Genomic DNA, 20,718 nt, shown 5'->3' on the forward strand with positions numbered 1-20,718 from the left:
GGCGACTACTTGGAGTCGCGGTGGCCGGTGTGCGCCTCGCGGCGCAGGGTCTCCACCATGTGCGGGTAGTGCAGCTCGAACGCCGGGCGCTCGGAGCGGATACGCGGCAGGGCGGTGAAGTTGTGGCGCGGCGGCGGGCAGGAGGTTGCCCACTCCAGGGAGTTGCCGTAGCCCCACGGATCGTCGACGGTGACGATCTCGCCGTAGCGCCAGGACTTGAACACGTTCCAGATGAACGGCAGGAAGCCGATGCCCAGGATGAACGCGCCAACCGTGGAGACCTGGTTCAGCAGCGTGAAGCCGTCGGTGTCCAGGTAGTCGGCGTAGCGGCGCGGCATGCCCATGTTGCCCAGCCAGTGCTGGACCAGGAAGGTCATGTTGAAGCCAACGACGGTGAACCAGAAGTGGATCTTGCCCAGCTTCTCATCCAGCATGCGACCGGTCATCTTCGGGAACCAGAAGTACACGCCAGCGGTGGAGGCGAACACCACGGTGCCGAACAGGGTGTAGTGGAAGTGCGCAACCACGAAGTAGGAGTCGTGCAGGTGGAAGTCCAGCGGCGGGGACGCCAGCATGATGCCAGTCAGGCCGCCGAAGAGGAAGGTGAACAGGAAGCCCACGGCCCACAGCATCGGGGTCTCGAACGTGAGGTGGCCGTTCCACATCGTGCCCAGCCAGTTGAAGAACTTCACGCCGGTCGGGACCGAGATGAGGAAGGTCATGAAGGAGAAGAACGGCAGCAGGATCGCGCCGGTGGCGAACATGTGGTGCGCCCACACAGCCATGGACAGGCCGGCAATTGCCAGCGTTGCAAAGATCAGGCCGATGTAGCCGAAGACCGGCTTGCGGGAGAACACCGGGACGATCTCAGAGATCACGCCGAAGAACGGCAGCGCCAGGACGTACACCTCGGGGTGGCCGAAGAACCAGAACAGGTGCTGCCACAGGATCGTGCCGCCGTTGGCGGTGTCGTAGATGTGGCCGCCCAGCAGACGGTCGTAGAGCACACCCATCGCCGCAGCGGTCAGCAGCGGGAAGATCATCAGGGCGATGATGGAGGTGACGAAGATGGTCCAGGTGAACGCTGGCAGACGGAACATGGTCATGCCCGGCGCACGCATCGTCAGCACCGTGGTGAGCATGTTCACCGCAGAGGCGATGGTGCCCACACCGGTGGCGCCCACGCCGACAACCCAGAGGTTGGCGGAGACGGACGGGGTGTGCACAGCGTCAGCCAGCGGCATGTACATGGTCCAGCCGAAGTCGGCCGCACCGCCCGGGGTGACGAAGCCGAGGAGCATGGCGACAACGCCGACGGTGGTCACCCAGAAGCCGAACGCGTTCAGACGCGGGAAGGCCACGTCCGGCGCGCCGATCTGCAGCGGCAGCACGTAGTTGGCGAAGCCCCAGACGATCGGGGTACCGAACGCCAGCAGCATCACGGTGCCGTGCATGGTGAACAGCTGGTTGAACTGCTCGTTGGACAGGAACTGCAGGCCCGGGCTGAACAGCTCGGTGCGGATAAGCAGTGCCATCAGGCCGGCCACGAAGAACCAGACGAAGGACATGATGATGTACATGATGCCCAGTTCTTTGTGGTCAGTCGTGGTGAGTTGCTTGTAAATCTTCGAGCCCTTACGAGCGTTACCCGTCGGCTCGGGGCGTGTCGGCGGGACGTAATTATCCAGCCGCGGTGCCACAGCGGTCATCTGATCCTCCTGACTACGGCACCTGCACCCCGTCCAGCTCACGCCGGAATGGGCACAGATGCCACGAGTGATACCGGATCAGCATAACGTTCTGCACATTGATTTTCCAGCCTCCCGCAATGCTGCCCCCCGTGCGGGGTCAGCGCCGGCGACGGCCAGTCCGGGCTGTTACTGGTGAGGCGCAAGGGACCTAGACGGGAGGCAAGAAAAATCCCCGGCTCGCAAGCGCGAACCGGGGACCACCGAAGGTGCGTCGTAAAGCTTGTGCCTAGAAGTCCCAGTCGTCGTCCTGGGTGTCCTCCGCGCGGCCGATGACGTAGGAGGAGCCGGAGCCGGAGAAGAAGTCGTGGTTCTCGTCCGCGTTCGGCGACAGCGACGCCAGGATCGCCGGCGAGACCTTCGTCTCATCCACCGGGAACAGGCCCTCGTAGCCGAGGTTGTTCAGCGCCTTGTTCGCGTTGTAGCGCAGGAAACGCTTCACGTCCTCGGTCCAGCCGAGCGCGTCGTAGATGTCCTCGGTGTACTGGTTCTCGTTCTCGTAGAGGTCGTAGAGCAGCTCGAAGGCGTAGTCCTTCAGCTCCGCCTTGCGCTCCTCGGACTCGCTTCGCAGCGCCACCTGGTACTTGTAGCCGATGTAGTAGCCGTGCACCGCCTCGTCGCGGATGATCAGGCGGATGATGTCCGCGGTGTTGGTCAGCTTGGAGTGCACCGACCAGTTCAGCGGCAGATAAAAGCCCGAGTAGAACAGGAAGGACTCCAGCATCACGGAGGCGATCTTGCGCTTGAGCGGGTCGTCGCCCTCGTAGTAGCTCAGAATGATTTTCGCCTTGCGCTGCAGGTACTCGTTTTCCTCGGACCAGCGGAACGCGTCGTTAATTGCGGGCGTGTCCGCCAGCGTCATGAAGATGTTGGAGTAGGACTTCGCGTGCACCGACTCCATGAAAGCGATGTTGGTCAGCACCGCCTCCTCGTGCAGGGAGTTCGCGTCCGGCAGCAGCGAGACCGCACCGACGGTGCCCTGGATGGTGTCCAGCAGCGTCAGGCCGGTGAACACGCGCATCGTCGCCTGCTTTTCCTCGTCGTTGAGGGTGTTCCAGCTCGGGATGTCGTTGGACACCGGGATCTTCTCCGGGAGCCAGAAGTTGCCGGTCAGGCGATCCCACACTTCAAGGTCCTTGTCGTCCGGAACGCTGTTCCAGTTAATAGCCTTCACGGGCTTGTCGTGGGACTCGAGGTAACGCGCGTAATCGTCAGTCATGGCGACCATCCTACTTCGGTGTCAAAAGACCCGAGTGAAGTCCCGCGCTCCCCCTGGAAACCGCCCACACGCAATGCCGTAACCGCGGAGGTGCATGACATAAACTACTCGCAGATTGCTGCAATACATCATCTTTTTAAGGAGGTCGCGCCGTGACTACAAGCGGTCATCGGTCCTCTCAACCCCTGCTTTCCTCGATTCTGGACACGCTCGGCGAAGACATCGTCTCGGGCCGGCAGCCGGAGGGGCACACGTTCACGCTCCACGACTTGTCGGAGCGCTTCGGCATCTCCCGCACCGTGGCACGTGAGGCGATGCGCGCACTGGAGCAACTGGGGTTGGTCTCCTCCTCGCGCCGCGTGGGTTTGAAAGTGCTGCCGCAAAGCGAGTGGAACGTCTTCGACCACTCCATCATTTCCTGGCGGCTGCGCAGCGAGGAGCAACGTCCGGCACAGTTGGCGTCGCTGCGGGAGCTTCGCGACGCCATCGAGCCGGCCGCCGCCCGCCTCGCCGCCACCAACGCGTCCCGCGAGCAGGCGCGCCGGTTGTGCCAGCTGGCGGACCAGATTGTGGAGCTGGCAGGACAAGACGCCGGCAACTCCGAGGCGTTCCAGGAAGCGGACCTGGAGTTCCACGGCCTGATGCTCGAGGCCTCCGGCAACGAGATGTTCGTGGCGCTGACCCCGCCGATCATGGACATCATGTCCGGCCGCGCGCTCTACGGCATCATGCCGGACGACCCGCACGTGGACACCATGCAGATCCACGTGGATCTCGCGCAGGCCATTTCCTCCGGCGACGCGGATGCAGCAGAAGATGCTTCTCGACGTCTCCTCCGCGGCGTCAACGATTTCATGGAGATGTAACTCTCCCCGCGCCTTGCAAACGAAAACCGCTGACGTGCTAGTTGCCCAAAAACGGAACTAGCAGATCAGCGGTTTTCGTCGAGAAGCACGCTCACCTACAGCATGCAGGAGACGCAGCCCTCGATCTCGGTGCCTTCCAGCGCCATCTGCCGCAGGCGGATGTAGTACAGGGTCTTGACACCCTTCTTCCACGCGTAGATCTGCGCGCGGTTGATGTCGCGGGTGGTCACCGTGTCCTTGAAGAACAGGGTCAACGACAGGCCCTGGTCGACGTACTTCGTGGCCACCGCGTAGGTGTCGATGATCTTCTCGTAGCCGATCTCGTAGGCGTCCTTGAAGTAGTCGATGTTCTCGTTGTCCATGTGCGGCGCCGGGTAGTAGACGCGGCCGATCTTGCCTTCCTTACGGATCTCAATCTTGGAGGCGATCGGGTGGATCGAGGACGTGGAGTTGTTGATGTAGGAGATCGAGCCGGTCGGCGGCACCGCCTGCAGGTAGCGGTTGTAGATGCCGTCGCGGGCGACGTCCTCCTTCAGCTGCGCCCACTCCTCCGCCGTCGGTACGGCAATGTCGGAGTTGGCGAACAGCTCCTTGACCTTGTCGGTCTTCGGCTGGAAGTCCGCCGGGTCGTAGCGGTCGAAGAATTCGCCGGTGGCGTACTCGGACTTGGCAAAGTCCGCGAACGCGGTGCCCTTCTCCACTGCGATCTTGTGGGAGGCGCGCAGGCACTGGTACATCACGGCGGCGAAGTAGGCGTTGGTGAAGTCCAGGCCTTCCTCGGAGCCGTACTCGATGTGCTCGCGGCCGAGGTAGCCGTGCAGGTTCATCTGTCCCAGGCCGATGGCGTGGGAGGCGTCGTTGCCGTCGCGCACCGGCGGCACGGAGTCGATGGAGGTCTTGTCCGCCACGGCGGTCAGCGCGCGGATGGCGGACTCGACGGTGCGGGCGAAGTTGTCGGAGTCCATGGCCATCGCGATGTTCAGCGAGCCGAGGTTGCAGGAGATGTCGTGGCCGGTCTCGGCGTAGGTCAGGTCGTCGTTGAGCACGGACGGCGAGTTGACCTGGAGGATCTCCGAGCACAGGTTGGACATGTTGATGCGGCCGGTTTTCACCGGGTTCGCGCGGTTGGCCGTGTCCTCGAACATGATGTACGGGTAGCCGGACTCGAACTGGATCTCGGCGATGGTCTGGAAGAACGCGCGCGCGGAGATCTTGGACTTGCGGATGCGCGGGTCCTCCACCATCTCCTCGTACTTCTCGGTCACGGAGATGTCCGCGAACGGCACGCCGTAGACGCGCTCGACGTCGTACGGGGAGAACAGGTACATGTCGTCGTTGCGCTTGGCCAGCTCGAAGGTGATGTCCGGGATGACGATGCCGAGCGAGAGGGTCTTGATGCGGATCTTCTCGTCCGCGTTCTCGCGCTTGGTGTCCAAGAAGCGCATGATGTCCGGGTGGTGTGCGTTGAGGTACACCGCGCCGGCGCCCTGGCGCGCGCCGAGCTGGTTGGCGTAGGAGAAGGAGTCTTCCAAAAGCTTCATCACGGGGATGACGCCGGAGGACTGGTTCTCGATGTGCTTGATCGGCGCGCCGGATTCGCGGATGTTGGAAAGCAGCAGAGCCACGCCGCCGCCGCGCTTGGACAGCTGCAGCGAGGAGTTGATGGCGCGGCCGATGGACTCCATGTTGTCCTCGATGCGCAGCAGGAAGCAGGACACGAGCTCGCCGCGCTGCGCCTTTCCGGCGTTCAAGAACGTCGGGGTGGCTGGCTGGAAGCGGCCGGTCATGATTTCGTCCACGAGCGCGAATGCGAGCTCCTCGTTGCCGTCGGCGAGGAAGAGCGCCGTCATGGCCACGCGGTCTTCGAAGCGCTCGAGGTAGCGGCGTCCGTCGAAGGTTTTCAGCGTGTAGGAGGTGTAGTACTTGTACGCGCCGAGGAAGGACTTGAAGCGGAACTTGTAGGAGTACGCGCGCTTGAACGTGTCCTTAATAAAGGTCCAGTCGTACTTCTCAATGGTGTCAGGCTCGTAGTACTTGTTGGTGACCAGGTAGTCGATCTTTTCTTCCAGGTCGTGGAAGTAGACGGTGTTCTGGTTGACGTGCTGGAGGAAGAACTGGTTGGCGGCCTCGCGGTCCTTGTCAAACTGGATCTGGCCGTTTTCGTCGTAGAGGTTCAAAAGCGCGTTGAGCGCGTGGTAATCCAGCTGGTCGCTTGTATTGACCGGCTCCGGGACATTCTTACCGACAGTCTGGGTAGTCACATCGCGTCCTTCATCGTGTTCTTGAGTATTTACCGGCGTATTTTTCACGCAGTTTTGCCAAGCGCTCGGATTCGTCCGGAGCATCTTGCCTATCGACGACCTCCGGTCCCCCACGCAGCCCCAACCTTCCAGCGTTCTGGATCAGTTGGCGGCGCACGTGCGCAACGTCCTCGGCCAAGCCCATGAGCTCGAACCGGTACAAGTACGGGACCTTACACTTGTCGGCGATAACCTTCCCGGCAAGGCAGTAGTCTGCCCCGAAGTTGGAATTGCCGGCGGCGATGACACCCCGGATCAGGCTCCGGTTGCCTTCGTTGTTGAGGAAGCGGATCACTTGCCCCGGCACCGGCCGCGAGTTGCCGCCGCTCACGCTCGCCCCGCCGCCGTATGTGGGGCAGATGAGCACGTACGGCTCGTCGACGGTGAGTTCCGGGTCGTTCCTGCGCAGCGGGATGCGCTGGGACGGGAGGCCAAGCTTCTCCACAAACCGCTTCGTGTTTTCCGTCGCGGAAGAGAAGTAGACCACCAGCATGGACGCCGCCTTTCTTCGTGTTGAGTTTTAGTTGTTCGGCGCCGCCCGCCCTATCCCCGCGCTGTGGCGGGGTGGACCGCCGACTTTAGGCAGCCGCTGCGAGGCCCTTGATGCGGTCCGGGCGGAAGCCGGACCAGTGCTCGCCGTTCGCCTCCACGACCGGCGCCTGCACGTAGCCGAGGGCCATGACGTAGTCGCGGGCCTCCTCGTCCATGGAGATGTCGACCGTGGTGAACTCAAGGCCGGCCTTGGTCAGGGCCTTCTCGGTTGCCTTGCACTGCATGCAGGCCGGCTTGCTGTAAACGGTGATCGACATAGTTCTTCAGGCTCTTTCTGTGCGGGTCTTCGACTGGGATTCGACAGGGAATCGACGGGGCTTTCTCGCTTCCCCGGATCCCCCGGGGCAACACCAAGAGACACTATACCTTGGGGGAAACTTCGGCAACTGCTACTACATGTAGTAGTTACACGGGTGGTATTCCCAGGATAGGGCCAGCAAATCACCTACATGTAGTTAAAACATGGACAGCTATCTGCTCCCACGGGTGTAATTTGGCGGAAATTAGATTCGGCCGGAGGTGTCGTCGCAAAGCAAAAAGCCCCGCCACCAAACGGTGACGGGGCAGGATTCGCGCTTAGCCCTGGCGAGCCTTGAAGCGGGGATCCTTCTTGTTGATCACGTAAACCTTGCCGTGGCGACGCACAACCTGGGCGCCCGGCTTGTTCTTCAGCGACCGAAGCGACTTGCGGACCTTCATCGGGCGCTCCTTTCTGCTCGGATTACCTGCAATTAGCGACCTACGGCGGGCTGCCGGGTCGCAACACGGGGGTAAATGTTACACATCGGACGCGCTGAATCAAAACCTCCTACCATGAGCGCCATGCAGTCAGACATCATCGCCGCCCTCGGCGTGGCACCGACCATCGACCCGGACACCGAAATCACCCGGCGTGTGCAGTTCCTGGTGGACTACCTGGACGCCACCGGCGCGAAGGGATACGTGCTGGGCATCTCCGGCGGGCAGGACTCCACGCTCGCCGGGCGCCTGGCGCAGCTGGCGGTGGAGCAGCGTCGCGCGGACGGCAACGACGCGACGTTCGTGGCGGTGCGGCTGCCCCACGGCGTGCAGGCCGACGAGGACGACGCGCAGCTGGCCCTGCAGTTCATTCAGCCCGACGAGACGGTCACGGTGGACATTGAGCCAGCCACCACCGCCATGGCGGGTGCTGTGGCGGACGCGCTAAAAGCGGGCAGTCTCGGCGACTTCAACAAGGGCAACGTCAAGGCGCGCATGCGCATGATCGCCCAGTACGCCATCGCCGGCGAGCGCGGCCTGCTGGTGGTGGGCACGGACCACGCGGCGGAGAACGTCACCGGGTTCTTCACCAAACACGGCGACGGCGCCGCGGACCTCGTGCCGCTGGCCGGGCTGAACAAGCGCCAGGGCGCGGCGCTGCTGGACCACCTGGACGCGAATCCCCGCCTGTGGGAGAAGGTCCCCACCGCAGACCTAGAGGAAGACCGCCCCGCGCTTCCCGACGAAGACGCGCTCGGCATCACCTACGCCCACATCGACGACTACCTGGAGGGCAAACAGATCCCACAAGAGGCCGCCGAGCGCCTCGAGCACCTGTGGCGCATCGGCCAGCACAAGCGCCACCTGCCGCCGGGCCCGAACGACACCTGGTGGCGCTAGCCCACCACGCGCAGGGTCTCCTCCGCCGCGCGCACGAGCGCGGAGCCGTAGGACGGTCCGTGCGTCCACGCGTGCACGGCCAGCGGGTGCAGCTGGTGCACCGCGATGCGCCGCTGCCAGTCGCGGCCCAGCTCGCTGCCGGCGTCCAGATACCCGTCCACAATCGCGCTGTAATGCGGCGCGCCGAACAGCTCGAGCATCGCGATGTCGGTCAGCGGGTGCCCGCCGTGCGCCGCCGGGTCGATGAACCGCGGGCCCTCCGACCCGAACAGCAGGTTGCCCGCCCACAGGTCGCCGTGGATGCGCGCCAGCGGGGCGTCCTCGTCTTCTTCAAGCAGCGCATCGCATGCTTGCTTGACGACGTCCATGCCGCCGCCCCCGAGATTCCCCGCCTTAAGCGCCTTCTCGGCGAATGGCAGCACGCGCTGCTCCACATAGAACTCGGCCCATCGCTCGGTGGGCTCGCACGCCTGCTGGCGAGTGCCGATGAAGTTGGGGCCGTCCCACCCGTCCGCGGGCGCGCCGAACGCGGCGGCGCCCATGGCGTGGATGGCGGCCAGCTCCCGGCCGGCCTGACGGGCGGCGTCCACGGTCGGGCGGGCCGGATCCACCTTTTCGATGGTCAGCGTGTTCGCGTCCTCGTCCAAGTCGAGCACCTCCACCACCGCGGCGGAGCCCTCCCGCAGCCAGCGCAGGTACGCGGCCTCCGCGGCCGCCGCTCCCGGCGCGCTGCCGTGCTTGACAAACGAGTCAGACATCGATGCCCTCCATTCGTAGTAGGAAACGTTTGGCCTCTACCCCGCCACGGTAGCCGCCGAGTTGGCCGTCGGAGCGCAGCACCCGGTGGCACGGGATGAACAGCGGCAGCGGGTTGGTCGCGCACGCGCTGCCCACCGCCCGCACCGCTTTGGGGTTGCCCACCGCGCGAGCGAGCTGCGCATACGTGGTGGTCTCCCCGAACGGGACCTTCGCCAGCTCCCGCAGCACCGCCGCGCGGAACTCAGTCACGCCTGACAAGTCCAGCGGGACGGTGAATTCCCGGCGCGTGCCAGCGAAGTACTCGGCCAGTTCTTGGGTGACCAGGGGGCTCACCGGAGGTTCGTCGATAGGCAGCGGCTCCCCCTCGAAGCACACGCGGGTGAGACCGCGCCCGCTCGCGGCGAAGCGCAACGGCCCGATCGGTGAGGAAAACATGCAGCTCAGAGTAGCTCGCAACCATGATGATTGCGCTACACTCCTGGCCATGCACAGGAGACTCACAACCGCCCTCACCTGCGCCGCAGCCATGACCTTGGCCGCCTGCGGCAGCTCATCCGACACCATCGCCGGCACCAGCCCCGCCATCGCCTCCGCGGTGTGCGACGGCGACGACGGCTGCGAATCCGACATGCGCCAGCTCAGCCACAAGCTCGACGCGTCGGACGACACGGACGGCGACGGCATCATCGACCGCGAGGAACTCGACGCCGCCTTGGAACGCCTGGACAAAGAAGCCGAGGAGAAGGAGGCTGCCGCCTCGTCATCCGCGGCGGCAGCGTCTTCGTCCGCTGCGGCTGCCTCATCTTCTGCAGCCGCAGCGTCGAAGTCCGCGGAAGCCGAGCGCGAAGCGGAACGCAAGGCAGCGGAACGCGAGGCCGCGGAACGAGAAGCGGCCGAGCGCGAGGCGGAAGCGCAGCGCGCGGCCGAGCGTGAGGCGGCGAACCAACAACAGCAGCAACAGCAACAAGCCCCCGAACCCGCGCCCCAGCAGCAAGCACCCCAGCAACCCTCCGGCCCGCCGGCCATGGAGTGGGCCACCTTGGGCCCCTACGGCAGCCTGTTCACGTGCGAGCAGGCGCGCGACGTGTGGCCCGTCGATTCGCACGCCTGCTACACCGGCTCGGACGGCAACGCCTACTTCGAGGGCATGCGCCAAGCCGCCCAGTAGCGCACACAAACAAAAAACTGCCCGGCCGAACAGCCGGGCAGTTTCCTTTTGGTGGAGCTAACGGGATTCGAACCCGTGACCCCCACACTGCCAGTGTGGTGCGCTACCAACTGCGCCATAGCCCCATATGGCAGCTGTGCCGCCACAGGAATATGTAGTTGTGGAGTGGAGCTAACGGGATTCGAACCCGTGACCCCCACACTGCCAGTGTGGTGCGCTACCAACTGCGCCATAGCCCCTTGGATAACTCACGTAAATATACAGCCGGGCGCGCGGGCCTCCAAATCCCCAGCGGGAACGTGAAACCGCCCCACCCCGGGACCGGAGTGAGGCGGTGAAAACGCTTGCGGAACGCGTCTACATCTGGGACAGGGTCTGCGGCCAGTCGTCGCGCTTGCCCTCGATGTCCTCGATGTCCTTGCCGTCGACCAGGACGCGCGGGGTCCACGCCTCGCCGGTGTTGTCCTCCTGGTACTTCATGTTGTCTGCACCCATACGCTTGGCGGTCTCGATGAACTTGCCGTCGCGGATGTCCTGGATTGCCGCGTCGGAAGCCTCGTAGTCCTTAGCCATGTCCGCGAAACCGTCGTTGTCGTACTTGTTGTACACGGTCTGCTGGTTCTGGAACAGGTAGTCGCGGATGGTGAACGCCTGGGCCAGATCGCCGTTGGCGAACAGCGCAAGCTCTGCGGCGAGCGCTTTGGTGGAGTGGCCCTCCTCGCCCTTGTCCAGGGCGGTCATCGGGCGCAGGTCCACGTTGATCTCGCCGGCCTTGAGCTTCTCAATCATCGCTTCGTCGCTGGCGATGTGCAGGTCCGCACAGTGGGTGCAGGAGAAGTCCTCGAACAGCTCGGCGGTCTTGGCGTCGGCGTTGCTGCCGGTGAGGTGGATGATGTCTTCATCCTCGTTCCAGGCGACGTTGATGCCTTCGACGTCGATCATCCCCTCCTTGATGGCGGCGCTGCGGTTTTCGCGGCCGTTGAAGACGATCAAGCCGATCACCACAAGGGCGATAGCGAGTACGGCGAGGACTGCCCAGATGAAGGCGGTGTTGCCCTTCTTGTTCGGGTTTTCCACTTTGCGTGTGGTCACAGTTATCTCCTGTTGTGCGTGCCTGGCGGCATGGCGGGTACAGATTTACCCGCACAAGTTTAGGGGTAGATAGCGAACTTCTTAAACGGACGCCACATCATGAAGCCGGTGATCGCGATGTAGGCCACGTCGCGCGCGACGGTAACAAGCAGGTTGGTCTCGCCCTCCCCCGCCGCGGACGGGTCGAAGCAGCCGCAGTCGATGACCAGGCCGCGCTGCCAGGCGGACAGCATGCCGATGATGAACAGCGTCAGCACGATGATGGACACCTTGCCGGACCAGCGCAGCTTGATGCCCAGAAGCAGCAGCAGGCCACCAGCCACTTCGAGCGGGCCGATGATGTGCGCCAGCAGGTAGGACCAGTCGGGGGTGAAGATCTCGTATGCCTCGATGGTCTTTGTCACGTCGAGGGGGACGCCGAGTTTCGCGATGCCGGCGTCCAGCCACACGTACGCCATGTAAAACCGCGCGAGTGCGGAAAGTACGTCCAGCACCAGTGCTTTCGTGTTGCGCTCGGGCACGGGGGTTGTCGTTGTGCTCACAGGTCGTACGTTACTCCATTAGCTGCCCAAAACTCGAGAAACGAGCGCCTGGGCTTCCTCCTGCACCTGCTGCAGGTGCGCGTCGCCTTTGAAGGATTCGGCGTAGATCTTGTACTTGTCCTCAGTCCCGGATGGGCGCGCTGCGAACCACGCGTTTTCGGTGGTCACCTTCAGCCCGCCGATGGCGGCGCCGTTGCCGGGAGCATCAGTCAGCTTTGCGACGATTGCTTCGCCCGCCAACGTATCCGCCGACACCTGGTCAGCCGAAAGCGCCTTGAGCTTGGCTTTCTCCTCGCGGCCGGCCGGGGCGTCGATACGTGCGTAGGCCGGGGATCCGTACTCGGCCTCGAGCTCCGCGTAGCGCGCGGAGGGGGTCTTGCCGGTCACGGCGGTGATCTCGGCGGCGAGCAGGTCCATAATCAGCCCGTCCTTGTCGGTGGACCAGACGGTGCCGTCTTTGCGCAAGAACGAGGCACCTGCGGATTCTTCGCCGCCGAAGCCGATCGTGCCGTCGATGAGCCCTGGCACGAACCACTTGAAGCCGACGGGCACCTCCACCAGCTCGCGGCCGAGCGATGCGACGACGCGGTCGATCATGGAGGACGACACCAGCGTCTTGCCCACCGCGGTGCTGTCAGCCCAGCCGTCGCGGTGGCTGAACAGGTACTCGATGGCCACGGCCAGGTAGTGGTTCGGGTTCATCAGGCCCGCGTCGGGGGTGACGATACCGTGGCGGTCCGCGTCCGCGTCGTTGCCAGTGGCCAGGTCGAACTTGTCGCGGTTGTGCACCAGCGATGCCATGGAGTTGGGGCTGGAGCAATCCATGCGGATCTGGCCGTCGGTGTCCAGGGTCATGAACCGCCAGGTGGCGTCCACGTGCGGGTTGACCACCTCGAGGTTCAGCCCGTAACGCTCGCCGATGGCACCCCAGTAGTCCACGCTCGCCCCGCCCATCGGGTCGGCGCCGATGCGCAGGCCGGATGCCTTGATCGCGTCCATGTCCACCACGTTTCCCAGGTCAGCGACGTAGTGGTCGAGGTAGTCGAACTTCCCGGCGCGCTCGTCCAGCACGCCGCTGACGGGGGTGCGCTTCACGCCGTCGAGGCCTGCGGCGATGTACTCGTTGGCGCGCTTGGCAATCCAGTCCGTGGCCTCCGCCGGGGCAGGCCCACCGGTGGGCGGGTTGTACTTGAAGCCGCCGTCGCGCGGCGGGTTGTGCGACGGGGTGACCACGATGCCGTCAGCCTTGCCGCCTTCGTGGGTCAGGATGGCGTGGGAGACGGCTGGGGTGGGCGTGCAGCGGCCGGAGGCGTCGACAAGCACTTGCACCTCGTTGGCGATGAGCACCTCGAGCGCGGAGACCATCGCCGGCTCGGACAGGGCGTGGGTGTCGCGGCCGATGTAGACCGGCCCGTCGATGCCCTCGCCGCGGCGGTAGTCCACGATCGCCTGCGTGGTGGCCAAGATGTGCGCCTCGTTGAACGCGTTATCCAGGGAGGAGCCGCGGTGGCCGGAGGTGCCGAAGGCGACCTGCTGGTCCGGGTTGTCCGGGTCGATGTCGCGGGTGTAGTAGGCGGTGACCACCTCGGCGATGTCGATGAGGTCGTCCTCGCGGGCGGGCTGGCCGGCGCGTTCGTGTGCCATGGGAATGCTCCTTGTGTCTCAGACAGAGTCCTTCCCACCATCATTGCCCGTGAATGTATTTCCCGCCACCTATATATTATTCACCGCGCCGTATGTTTTACTACTCGGCATGGCTGACACCTTGAACGACATCCTCAGTGCTATCTCCACCTTCGTCTGGGGACCGTTCCTGCTCATCCCCCTGCTGCTGGGCACCGGCCTGTTCCTGACCATCCGCCTGCGCGGCATCCAGTTCCGCACCCTCGGCCGCGCCACACGCCACGCGTTCGTGGACAAGCCCGAGGAAGGCGCCGGCGACATCTCCAACTACCAGGCGCTGACCACCGCCCTGGCCGCAACGGTGGGCACCGGCAACATCGTCGGCGTGGCCACCGCGATCTCCATCGGCGGGCCCGGCGCGTTGTTCTGGATCTGGCTCACCGGCATCGTCGGCATGTCCTCGAAGTACTCCGAGGCGTACCTGGGCGTGCGCTTCCGCACCACCGACAAGAAGGGCAAGCAGCAGGGCGGGCCGCACGAGTACCTGCGCACCGGTGTCGGCGGCCGCTTCGGCAAGACGCTGGCCGCGGCGTTCACCCTGTTCACCATCTTCGCATCCTTCGGCATCGGCAACCTCGCCCAGGGCAACTCCATCGCCGCGGGCATGAACGACGCTTTCGGCATCAGCGCCAACGTCGCCGGCGTAATCATCTTCTTCGCGGTCGGCGCGGCCGTGCTCGGCGGCATCGAGGGCATCGGCAAGATCACCGCTGCGTTCGTGCCGCTGATGATCGTCATCTACGTCGGCGGCGGCATCACCGCGCTGGCACTGATGGCGGACCGGGTGCCGGAAGCCATTGCCACCATCTTCACCGACGCGTTCACCGGCACCGCCGCCACCGGCGGCTTCGTCGGCTCCGGCATCATACTGGCCATCCAGTTCGGTGTGGCCCGCGGCATCTTCTCCAACGAGTCCGGCATGGGCTCCGCCGCCATCGCCGCCGCGGCCGCGAAGACGCAGCACCCGGCGCGCCAGGCGCTGGTGTCCATGACCCAGACGTTCATCGACACCATCCTCGTGGTCACCATCACCGGCCTGGTCATCGTCACCGCCGGCACCTGGGACATGGGCCGCGACCAGGCCGCCATCATGACTGCCACCGCCTTCGAGACGGCCCTGCCCGGCGAGCGGGGCAGCTTGATCGTCTCCGTCGCCCTGATCTTCTTCGCCTTTTCCACCATCCTGGGCTGGTCCTACTACGGTGAGCGCGCCATCGTGGCACTGTTCGGCGACTGGGCGTCCATCCCCTACCGCATGTTCTTCACCGCCCTGTCCTTTGTCGGCGCGGTGGCGTCGCTGGAGCTGGCGTGGACGTTCTCCGACCTGTCCAACGGGCTGATGGCCATCCCGAACCTGATCGGCCTGCTGCTTTTGTCCGGCATCGTGGTGCGCGAGACCCGCGAGTACCTCGCCTGGGACCCGTACCTGAAGAAGACCCCGGAGGAGATCGCAGAGTTCGTGGAACGCCAGCAGATGGACTGGCGATAGACTCGCAGCCGTGGACACATTCCGGACAGCACTCACGGTCGGGCTCGGGGCGGGCCTTGGGGCCGTCGTCAGGCATTTTGTGCTCCTATATGCCGCACCCGGGTCCACGGCGGCGCTCGCACTGACCTTCGCCGTCAACATCGCCGGCTGCTTCGCCATGGGCCTGTACAAGCCGGGTCCGTTGTGGGGCGCGGGCTTCCTCGGCGGCTTCACCACCTTCTCCGCCATTTCGGTGGCGGCGATGCAGTCGGAGGCGATCATCGCGCTGGTCATCGTCGCACTCAGCTTTGCGACGTCTATAGCCTCCTACCTTCTCGGCCACACCCTCCGGGAGCGCCGCCATGGTTAGCTGGCTCGGATTGGCACTTACCCTCGTCGTCGTGTTCGCCGGCGGTGTGCTCGGCGGCATGGCGCGCTTCGCGTTGTCCCAGCTGATCGACAACGCCCACGCCGCCACCTTCGCCGCCAACACCGTGGCCTGCACCATCGCCGGTTTCGCCGCCACCGCCCCAATCGCGTGGCAGATCGCGCTCGGCGCAGGCTTCGCCGGTGCGCTGTCCACCTGGTCCACCTTCGCCCGCGAGCTCGGCGACCTGATCACCGCCGGGCGGCACCGGGCAGCCCTGCGCTACGCCCTGCGCACCGCGGTTCTGGGCATCGCCGCCGCCTGGTTCGGCATGCGCTGGGGCCTGCGGGCCTTCGCCGGCTAGGGCGTTAGAGTGGGAAATGTGCAGTTCAACGACCTCACAACCGGCCTTTCCGTGGCGCTGGGCGCGGGACTTGGAGCTGTCGCACGCTACCTCGTGCTGATCTGGGTCAACCCCACCACGCCCGAAGCGCTCGCGTTGACCGTGACCTCCGCGGTGAACCTCGTCGCCTGCTTCGCCATGGGCCTATTCCAACCCGGCCCGTTCTGGGGCGTGGGCTTCCTCGGCGGGTTTTCCACCCTCTCCGCCGTCTCCCTGACCGCGGTGTCGGATTCCCCGGTGTGGGCCGGGTTCATCATCGTGCTCAGCCTCACCACGGCCACCCTGGCCTGGATGGCCGGCGACGCCACCCGGGGGCGTCGGCATGGCTGACCTGCTGCCACTGCTCATCGGGGTTGCGGCCGTGTTCATCGGCGGCATGCTAGGTGGGTTTGCCCGCTGGCTGCTCATGCGCCAGATCCGCAGCCCGCTTGCGTCCACGTTCGCGGCGAACGTCTCGGCCGCTGCAGTCATCGGTTTTGCGGCGGCTGCGCCGGGCGTGTGGCGCATCGGCATCGGCGTCGGCTTTGCCGGGGCGTTGTCCACCCTGTCCATGCTCGCGCACCAGCTCGGCGAGATGGTCGAAAGCGGCGAGTTCGTCCTCGCCGTGAAATACGGGGTGGGCACCGCCCTCGCCGCCATCGCCGCCTCCGCGGTCGGCGTGTACGGCTTCGGGTAAGCCCCTACTCCGCGATCGCGTCCAGCGGCGGCGTCTTCGCGGCCCTTCCCGCCGGCCACACCGCGGCCAGCAGGCCAACCAGGAACGACCCTACGAGGACGGTGAGGATGAGCTGCCACGGGACGGTGATCGTCGTCAAGCCTTTGGCCTCAAGGACGGTGAGGAACGCCCAGCCCAGTCCGAGCCCCAACAGCACGCCGAGGATGGCGCCGTAGACCGTCATCTGCACCGACTCCAGCGTGATCATCGTGCGGACCTGGCGGCGCTGCGTGCCCACCGCACGCAGCATGCCGATCTCTTGGCGGCGCTCAATCACCGACAGCGTCAGCGTGTTCACGATGCCCAGCACCGCGATCACCACCGCCAGCGACAACAGCGCGTACAGGATAAACAGCATCTGGTCGATCATGGCGGAGACCTCGCCCGCCATGTCCTGCGTGGAGCGGACCTGCACCACGATGTCGTGGCGCACCTCTTCCTCGAGGTTCGCGCGCAACTGGGCCTCGTCCACCGTGCCGTCGTTGTTCACGCCGACCATGAGGACGCGCCCGGTCCCCCGCGCGCCCGTGGCCGCGGCTGCCTCGTCGGAGACAACGAAGGACTGCAAGATATTCGACGGCTCGAAGGTCCCGCCCAGGGTCGCCTCCACCGACTCGCCGGTGGGCCCCGCGACGGGGAGGGTGTCGCCGACGCGCCAGCCGTGCTCCTGTGCCAAAGGCGCCGGCGCGATGATGGTGTTGCCGTCCAGGCTGGAACTGCCCTCCACCATGTCCAGGGCGATCAGGTCCGCCGGGTCGCCCTGCAGCACGTCGGTCATACCGAAGCCGCCGAGCTGGTAGCCGAACTGCCCGTCCACCGTGATCGGGGCCTGGGTGTAGGCGGCCGTCTCGCCGACGCCGTCCACTGCTTCGAGACGCTCCGGCAGGTCCTCCGGCAGCGGGAACACCCCGTTCTGTGGGCCGGACAGCACGAAGTCCGCGGACACCTCGCTGCTGGCGACGTCATCCACCGAGCGCTTCATCGACGCGCCCAGCATGCCGATCACCGTCACCAGCGCAATGCCCAGCATCAGCGCAAACGCCGTGGTGGCGGTGCGGCGCGGGTTGCGGCGCGTGTTCGTGGACGCGAGCCTGCCCACCGCCGCGAACGGCAGCCCGATCACCCGGCCCAGCGGCGGCACCACCGGCAGGCTCAGCGCAGGGCCGGCCAGGAACAGGCCAGTGATCGCGGCCAGTGCCGCCACGCCCACCAGGCCCGCGCGGCGGCCGGTCGCGCCGTCGTCCCAGCCCATCGCGTACACCGCCGCCGCGACGCCCGCGGCCACCAGGATCAGGCCCGCGGCTGTGCGCCAGCGCAGCGGCTGCGGGGTGGCGGCCTCGCTGGAGCGCATCGCCTCCACAGGCTTGACCTGCCCCGCCTTGCGAGCCGGCGCCAGCGCCGACAACACCGTCACCAGCGTGCCCACCACCAGCGGCACCACCACCGCGCGGGTGGACAAGCCCGTGCCCGCGTCCGGCAGCGGCATGCCGTAGCGCGCCATCGCCACCCGGATCAGCGCCACCAGCCCCACGCCGCCGGCCACGCCGAGCGCAGAGCCGATGAGTCCCACCAGCGCGGACTCGAACGCCACCGAGCGGGTGATCTGCCCGCGCGACGCCCCCAACGAGCGCAGCAGCGAAAACTCGCGGGTGCGCTGCGCCACGATCATGGAGAACGTGTTCGCAATGAGGAACGTCCCCACCAACAGCCCAACCAGGCCGAACGCGACCAGGAAGTAGCTGACAAAACTCAAGCCCTCGCGGATCTGCTGCGACATCTCCTCGGCCACGTCAGCGCCCGCGCGCACCTCCAGCTCGGGGAACTGCGCCTTCAGCCTATCGACGACCCCAGCTCCCCCATCCACCGTCACCGCCGGCACCGACGCGCCATCCCGGTACACGTCGAGATATGCCTGCTCCCCCACACGCATCACCAGCGACGTCTCCTGCGCCAGCGGGTCCTCGTACAGCCCCGTGACGGTGAACTCGTTGCGCCCGTCCTTGTCCACCACGATGAGCTTTTCGCCCATCCTGATGTCGTACTTCTGCGCGCCATTCGCATTGACGGCGATGTCGCCGGCGGCGGCGGGAGCGGAGCCGTCGATAAGCACAGGTGCCCTCCCCACAGCCTCACCCTCGCTGTAGAAAGGCATGAGGCGGGAGGTGCCGAGCTGCGTCTGAATCGCAACTTCATCTTGCCTAGCGACGACCACAGGAACATCCACGAACACATTCACCCGATCGACACCCTCGGTGTCCTCGATGGCGTTGAACGTGTCCATGTCGATGCTGCCCTCGGTCGGGCGCACCACCGCGTCCACGTCCTCCAGCGCCGTATCGACGGCCGAATCGAACGTGGCAGACAGCATGTTCGTGAACATCAGCGCGCCCGACAGGAACGCCGTGCCCAGCACCACCGCAAGCACCGTCAGCGCGAGCCGCAGCTTGTGCGCCGCGACGTTGCGCAGCGACACCTTCGTCAACGTGTTGGCCATCTAGTCCTCCATGCCAGCCATGACACGGAGGATGGCATCCATGTCCGGATCACGCATCTCGTCGACGATATTGCCGTCGCGGAGGAACACCACCCGGTCGGCGTAGGAGGCGGCGCGGGCGTCATGCGTGACGATGACCACCGTCTGCCCGTCCTTGTCCACCGCCGTGCGGAGAATGTCCAGGACTTCCTTCGAGGCGTTGGAGTCCAGGTTGCCGGTCGGCTCATCGCCGAAGATCAGCTCCGGGCGACTCACCAGCGCGCGGGCGCAGGCGACGCGCTGCTGCTGGCCTCCCGACAGCTCCGCCGGGCGGTGATCCAGCCGCTTGCTCAGGCCGAGGCGGTCGGTGACCTCGTTGAACCATTGGGGGTCCACCTTGCCGCCCGCGATATTCGTGGGCAGCGTGATGTTCTCCGCGGCCGTGAGGGTGGGGACCAAGTTGAAGGACTGGAAGATGAATCCGAGACGGTCGCGCCGCAGCGCCGTGAGCTGCTTGTCGTTGAGCTGGGACAAGTCTGTCTCGCCGATATACGCCTCGCCGCTCGTGGCGGAGTCCAGCCCCGCCATGACATGCATGAGCGTGGACTTACCCGACCCGGACGGCCCCATAATCGCCGTGAACTCGTTGCGACCGAACTCCACGCTGACGCCGTCAAGCGCCCTGACCTCGGTGTCGCCCTTCCCGTACGTCTTGACTAGGCCTACCGCCCGGGCGGCCGCGGCCCTGGTTGCCGGGTCTGGTGTTGCCGGGGCTGGTGCTGCCCCAAGGATCTCGTCCTTCTCAGCCATTGAGGTCCGCCTTCCTATCCGTTCACTCTTTCGGGACTATACGCACCCAATGGTCAAGGCCGGATTGTCAGGCACAATGAACCAGCAAGTGCGTTGCCGTGCCGGTTATGCACGAATCGACAGTGGTGCCGCGTTTGCCCAGGTGGGATTTGGGTGGGCGGGGCTGTTTCGTTGATTTGTACAATTCGTGGGTGCGGACCAATGATGGGTGTGTGCGTGGTTGTCCGCAATGCGTAAGTCCGCATTGGCGCCGGCAGCCTGGGGGTGGTCTCGTAGAAGTTGACGACGGCCGGTATCCCGCGACCGTTTCCCCAGGTCGCAAATCGGTGTTGTCAGCTTTTGCGAAACCCCATCTACCGGACGGTAGGTCCGTTGGTGTCCACCCATTGTTGGCGGCGCCGCCGTTGTCCGCAATGCGGAGTTTGGCGCCAATGATGGGTGCCGGTGTGTTGTCCGCAACGTGGTCTCCGCGGGGATGTTTCGTGGGTGTGCACCAATGATGGGTGCGGGTGTGGTTGTCCGCAATGCGTAAGTCCGCAAGCGTTAGAGGGCGACGAGGAGGCCATGCGGGGCACCGGTTGTGCACGAATCGACGGCGATGTTGCGTTTCCCCAGGTCGGTTTTGCGTCGGCGGGGGTGTTGTGTTGATTCGTACAATCCGTGGGTGCACACCAATTGTTGGTGGGGGTGGGGTTGTCCGCAATGCGGACACCCGCAAGCAGCCGGCAGCAGGCGTTGGTATACGAAAAGGCACCCGCCGCACAAACATGGGGTGTTTGTGTGGCGGGTGCTTGTGTGTGAAGTTGTTGGGTCGGCGGTAACCTACTCTCCCACTCCCTCCCGGGGGCAGTACCATCGGCGCGGGCGGGCTTAGCTTCCGGGTTCGGAATGGGACCGGGCGTTTCCCCGCCGCCA

The 20,718-nt window shown here is 65.3% G+C and carries 21 protein-coding genes, 2 tRNA genes and 1 rRNA gene; 8 read left to right on the forward strand and 16 right to left on the reverse strand.

Annotation, left to right across the window (positions count from 1 at the left end; all coding sequences use genetic code 11):
* Positions 1 to 5 precede the first annotated feature (5 nt).
* Together ctaD and nrdF are read right to left on the reverse strand one after the other, a co-directional pair.
* On the reverse strand, positions 6 to 1,709 hold the full coding sequence (ctaD, locus tag O5O53_RS08555) for an aa3-type cytochrome oxidase subunit I (RefSeq protein ID WP_269511327.1): 1,704 nt from the start codon (positions 1,707 to 1,709) through the stop codon (positions 6 to 8).
* A 268-nt stretch (positions 1,710 to 1,977) separates the two neighbouring features.
* Positions 1,978 to 2,967, reverse strand: coding sequence for a class 1b ribonucleoside-diphosphate reductase subunit beta (gene nrdF, locus O5O53_RS08560; RefSeq protein WP_269511329.1), 990 nt, complete (start codon positions 2,965 to 2,967; stop codon positions 1,978 to 1,980).
* A gap of 152 nt (positions 2,968 to 3,119) precedes the next feature.
* Here nrdF and O5O53_RS08565 point away from each other — a divergent pair, with 152 nt between their 5' ends.
* Entirely contained in the window at positions 3,120 to 3,833 is a 714-nt protein-coding gene (locus O5O53_RS08565) for a FadR/GntR family transcriptional regulator (RefSeq protein WP_181888995.1), read from the forward strand.
* 95 nt (positions 3,834 to 3,928) lie between these two features.
* Here the strand turns inward: O5O53_RS08565 and nrdE are convergent, their stop codons facing one another.
* The 4 genes from nrdE to ykgO form a co-directional block, all read right to left on the reverse strand.
* Positions 3,929 to 6,094 (reverse strand): class 1b ribonucleoside-diphosphate reductase subunit alpha, encoded by a 2,166-nt coding sequence (gene nrdE / locus O5O53_RS08570; protein ID WP_239307509.1) that lies wholly within the window; start codon positions 6,092 to 6,094, stop codon positions 3,929 to 3,931.
* Between the two features lie 10 nt (positions 6,095 to 6,104).
* The gene (nrdI, locus tag O5O53_RS08575; protein WP_269511331.1) at positions 6,105 to 6,626 is read right to left on the reverse strand and encodes a class Ib ribonucleoside-diphosphate reductase assembly flavoprotein NrdI; all 522 of its coding nucleotides are present in this window, start codon (positions 6,624 to 6,626) and stop codon (positions 6,105 to 6,107) included.
* 85 nt (positions 6,627 to 6,711) lie between these two features.
* A complete protein-coding gene (gene nrdH, locus O5O53_RS08580) occupies positions 6,712 to 6,942 on the reverse strand; it encodes a glutaredoxin-like protein NrdH (protein ID WP_070475768.1) in 231 nt (76 codons plus the stop codon).
* A 319-nt stretch (positions 6,943 to 7,261) separates the two neighbouring features.
* Entirely contained in the window at positions 7,262 to 7,384 is a 123-nt protein-coding gene (gene ykgO / locus O5O53_RS08585) for a type B 50S ribosomal protein L36 (protein WP_005288826.1), read from the reverse strand.
* Positions 7,385 to 7,498: 114 nt separating this feature from the next.
* Here ykgO and nadE point away from each other — a divergent pair, with 114 nt between their 5' ends.
* Positions 7,499 to 8,323: an NAD(+) synthase gene (gene nadE, locus O5O53_RS08590; RefSeq protein WP_239307507.1), complete on the forward strand. Its 825-nt coding sequence runs from the start codon at positions 7,499 to 7,501 to the stop codon at positions 8,321 to 8,323.
* Here the strand turns inward: nadE and O5O53_RS08595 are convergent.
* Positions 8,320 to 9,081, reverse strand: coding sequence for a fructosamine kinase family protein (locus tag O5O53_RS08595; protein WP_269511334.1), 762 nt, complete (start codon positions 9,079 to 9,081; stop codon positions 8,320 to 8,322). The two genes, nadE and O5O53_RS08595, sit on opposite strands and share 4 nt — an antisense overlap.
* Positions 9,074 to 9,517: a methylated-DNA--[protein]-cysteine S-methyltransferase gene (locus tag O5O53_RS08600; protein WP_269511336.1), complete on the reverse strand. Its 444-nt coding sequence runs from the start codon at positions 9,515 to 9,517 to the stop codon at positions 9,074 to 9,076. The genes O5O53_RS08595 and O5O53_RS08600 overlap by 8 nt, the downstream gene beginning before the upstream one ends.
* Before the next feature lie 49 nt (positions 9,518 to 9,566).
* Between O5O53_RS08600 and O5O53_RS08605 the strand changes: the two genes are divergently transcribed.
* A complete protein-coding gene (locus O5O53_RS08605; RefSeq protein ID WP_269511338.1) occupies positions 9,567 to 10,250 on the forward strand; it encodes a hypothetical protein in 684 nt (227 codons plus the stop codon).
* A 49-nt stretch (positions 10,251 to 10,299) separates the two neighbouring features.
* On the opposite strand, the gene O5O53_RS08610 is transcribed toward O5O53_RS08605, so the two are convergent.
* The 5 genes from O5O53_RS08610 to pgm all read right to left on the reverse strand — a co-directional run bounded on the left by O5O53_RS08610 (position 10,300) and on the right by pgm (position 13,528).
* Positions 10,300 to 10,375 (reverse strand) — tRNA-Ala (locus tag O5O53_RS08610).
* Between the two features lie 41 nt (positions 10,376 to 10,416).
* Positions 10,417 to 10,489, reverse strand: a tRNA-Ala gene (locus O5O53_RS08615).
* A gap of 118 nt (positions 10,490 to 10,607) precedes the next feature.
* Positions 10,608 to 11,342, reverse strand: a complete 735-nt coding sequence (locus O5O53_RS08620; protein ID WP_181889003.1) for a thioredoxin domain-containing protein — start codon at positions 11,340 to 11,342, stop codon at positions 10,608 to 10,610.
* Positions 11,343 to 11,401: 59 nt separating this feature from the next.
* Positions 11,402 to 11,884 carry a MauE/DoxX family redox-associated membrane protein gene (locus O5O53_RS08625; protein ID WP_239356661.1) on the reverse strand — a complete coding sequence of 161 codons (483 nt, stop codon included), beginning with the start codon at positions 11,882 to 11,884 and terminating at the stop codon, positions 11,402 to 11,404.
* An 18-nt stretch (positions 11,885 to 11,902) separates the two neighbouring features.
* Complete coding sequence (pgm, locus tag O5O53_RS08630) at positions 11,903 to 13,528, reverse strand: phosphoglucomutase (alpha-D-glucose-1,6-bisphosphate-dependent) (RefSeq protein ID WP_269511340.1); 1,626 nt, start codon at positions 13,526 to 13,528, stop codon at positions 11,903 to 11,905.
* A 109-nt stretch (positions 13,529 to 13,637) separates the two neighbouring features.
* Here pgm and O5O53_RS08635 point away from each other — a divergent pair, with 109 nt between their 5' ends.
* The 5 genes from O5O53_RS08635 (at position 13,638) to O5O53_RS08655 (ending at position 16,481) form a co-directional block, all read left to right on the forward strand.
* Complete coding sequence (locus O5O53_RS08635; protein WP_269511343.1) at positions 13,638 to 15,056, forward strand: alanine/glycine:cation symporter family protein; 1,419 nt, start codon at positions 13,638 to 13,640, stop codon at positions 15,054 to 15,056.
* 79 nt (positions 15,057 to 15,135) lie between these two features.
* Positions 15,136 to 15,405 carry a CrcB family protein gene (locus tag O5O53_RS08640; protein WP_392398796.1) on the forward strand — a complete coding sequence of 90 codons (270 nt, stop codon included), beginning with the start codon at positions 15,136 to 15,138 and terminating at the stop codon, positions 15,403 to 15,405.
* Positions 15,398 to 15,766: a fluoride efflux transporter FluC gene (locus tag O5O53_RS08645; protein WP_269511348.1), complete on the forward strand. Its 369-nt coding sequence runs from the start codon at positions 15,398 to 15,400 to the stop codon at positions 15,764 to 15,766. Before O5O53_RS08640 ends, O5O53_RS08645 begins: the two co-directional genes overlap by 8 nt.
* An 18-nt stretch (positions 15,767 to 15,784) precedes the next feature.
* On the forward strand, positions 15,785 to 16,135 hold the full coding sequence (locus O5O53_RS08650) for a CrcB family protein (RefSeq protein ID WP_070473751.1): 351 nt from the start codon (positions 15,785 to 15,787) through the stop codon (positions 16,133 to 16,135).
* Positions 16,128 to 16,481, forward strand: coding sequence for a CrcB family protein (locus O5O53_RS08655; protein WP_269511350.1), 354 nt, complete (start codon positions 16,128 to 16,130; stop codon positions 16,479 to 16,481). Before O5O53_RS08650 ends, O5O53_RS08655 begins: the two co-directional genes overlap by 8 nt.
* Positions 16,482 to 16,485: 4 nt before the next feature.
* Here O5O53_RS08655 and O5O53_RS08660 read toward each other — a convergent pair whose 3' ends face one another.
* The 3 genes from O5O53_RS08660 to rrf all read right to left on the reverse strand — a co-directional run.
* Positions 16,486 to 19,014, reverse strand: a complete 2,529-nt coding sequence (locus O5O53_RS08660; protein WP_269511352.1) for an ABC transporter permease — start codon at positions 19,012 to 19,014, stop codon at positions 16,486 to 16,488.
* Positions 19,015 to 19,803 (reverse strand): ABC transporter ATP-binding protein, encoded by a 789-nt coding sequence (locus tag O5O53_RS08665; RefSeq protein WP_269511354.1) that lies wholly within the window; start codon positions 19,801 to 19,803, stop codon positions 19,015 to 19,017.
* Positions 19,804 to 20,612: 809 nt separating this feature from the next.
* A 5S ribosomal RNA gene (gene rrf / locus O5O53_RS08670) occupies positions 20,613 to 20,718 on the reverse strand; the annotation flags it as partial.

It is taken from the genome of Corynebacterium faecium, from assembly GCF_027257105.1.
GTDB classification, from domain to species: Bacteria; Actinomycetota; Actinomycetes; order Mycobacteriales; family Mycobacteriaceae; genus Corynebacterium; species Corynebacterium lehmanniae.